This window comes from Marinobacter salinexigens, from assembly GCF_008370345.1.
Lineage (GTDB): Bacteria > Pseudomonadota > Gammaproteobacteria > Pseudomonadales > Oleiphilaceae > Marinobacter > Marinobacter salinexigens.
Window position 1 is genome coordinate 1 of the sequence record NZ_VTUU01000021.1, and the last position, 1908, is coordinate 1908.

Genomic DNA, 1908 nt, shown 5'->3' on the forward strand with positions numbered 1-1908 from the left:
GGTTGACAAGGTCGGGATTCGATGTAGAATACGCGGCCTTGATTGAGCAGAGGCTCAACGCTCTTTAAAAAGTTAACCAAGTAATTCGTGTGGGCGCTGACTGGGGTATTTCGGRCACGAAATATCGAGACAGCGACTCGTCGAAATTGAGTTTTGTCTTGAGCAAGAATTAAGAACTTTCGGGTTCTTGTATGATTTAAACTGAAGAGTTTGATCATGGCTCAGATTGAACGCTGGCGGCAGGCTTAACACATGCAAGTCGAGCGGTAACAGGGGGTGCTTGCACYCCGCTGACGAGCGGCGGACGGGTGAGTAATGCTTAGGAATCTGCCCAGTAGTGGGGGATAGCCCGGGGAAACCCGGATTAATACCGCATACGTCCTACGGGAGAAAGCAGGGGATCTTCGGACCTTGCGCTATTGGATGAGCCTAAGTCGGATTAGCTAGTTGGTGGGGTAAAGGCTCACCAAGGCGACGATCCGTAGCTGGTCTGAGAGGATGATCAGCCACATCGGGACTGAGACACGGCCCGAACTCCTACGGGAGGCAGCAGTGGGGAATATTGGACAATGGGGGCAACCCTGATCCAGCCATGCCGCGTGTGTGAAGAAGGCTTTCGGGTTGTAAAGCACTTTCAGTAAGGAGGAAGGCCTTGTCGCTAATATCGGCAAGGATTGACGTTACTTRCAGAAGAAGCACCGGCTAACTCCGTGCCAGCAGCCGCGGTAATACGGAGGGTGCAAGCGTTAATCGGAATTACTGGGCGTAAAGCGCGCGTAGGTGGTTTGATAAGCGAGATGTGAAAGCCCYGGGCTTAACCTGGGAACGGCATTTCGAACTGTCAGGCTAGAGTGTGGTAGAGGGTAGTGGAATTTCCTGTGTAGCGGTGAAATGCGTAGATATAGGAAGGAACACCAGTGGCGAAGGCGGCTACCTGGACCAACACTGACACTGAGGTGCGAAAGCGTGGGGAGCAAACAGGATTAGATACCCTGGTAGTCCACGCCGTAAACGATGTCTACTAGCCGTTGGGACTCTTGAAGTCTTAGTGGCGCAGCTAACGCACTAAGTAGACCGCCTGGGGAGTACGGCCGCAAGGTTAAAACTCAAATGAATTGACGGGGGCCCGCACAAGCGGTGGAGCATGTGGTTTAATTCGACGCAACGCGAAGAACCTTACCTGGCCTTGACATCCTGCGAACTTTCTAGAGATAGATTGGTGCCTTCGGGAACGCAGTGACAGGTGCTGCATGGCCGTCGTCAGCTCGTGTCGTGAGATGTTGGGTTAAGTCCCGTAACGAGCGCAACCCCTATCCCTAGTTGCTAGCAGTTCGGCTGAGAACTCTAGGGAGACTGCCGGTGACAAACCGGAGGAAGGTGGGGATGACGTCAGGTCATCATGGCCCTTACGGCCAGGGCTACACACGTGCTACAATGGTACGTACAGAGGGCTGCAAACCCGCGAGGGGGAGCCAATCTCACAAAACGTATCGTAGTCCGGATCGCAGTCTGCAACTCGACTGCGTGAAGTCGGAATCGCTAGTAATCGCGAATCAGAATGTCGCGGTGAATACGTTCCCGGGCCTTGTACACACCGCCCGTCACACCATGGGAGTGGATTGCACCAGAAGTGGTTAGTCTAACCTTCGGGAGGACGATCACCACGGTGTGGTTCATGACTGGGGTGAAGTCGTAACAAGGTAGCCGTAGGGGAACCTGCGGCTGGATCACCTCCTTAAACGAAGCCGAGATCCTCGGTCAGAGTCCACACGAATTACTTGGTTGGCTAATAAAGAGAGCATAGGGTCTRTCAGGCCCGTACCATTGGGTCTGTAGCTCAGGTGGTTAGAGCGCACCCCTGATAAGGGTGAGGTCGGTGGTTCAAGTCCACCCAGACCCACCAGAATT

The 1908-nt window shown here is 53.8% G+C and carries 1 tRNA gene and 1 rRNA gene; both read left to right on the forward strand.

From position 1 onward, the window contains the following. Positions 1–198: 198 nt before the first annotated feature. A 16S ribosomal RNA gene (locus tag FWJ25_RS19050) occupies positions 199–1738 on the forward strand. Positions 1739–1826: 88 nt separating this feature from the next. Further along, positions 1827–1903: transfer RNA gene (locus tag FWJ25_RS19055), tRNA-Ile, on the forward strand. The last annotated feature ends 5 nt before the right edge of the window (positions 1904–1908 follow it).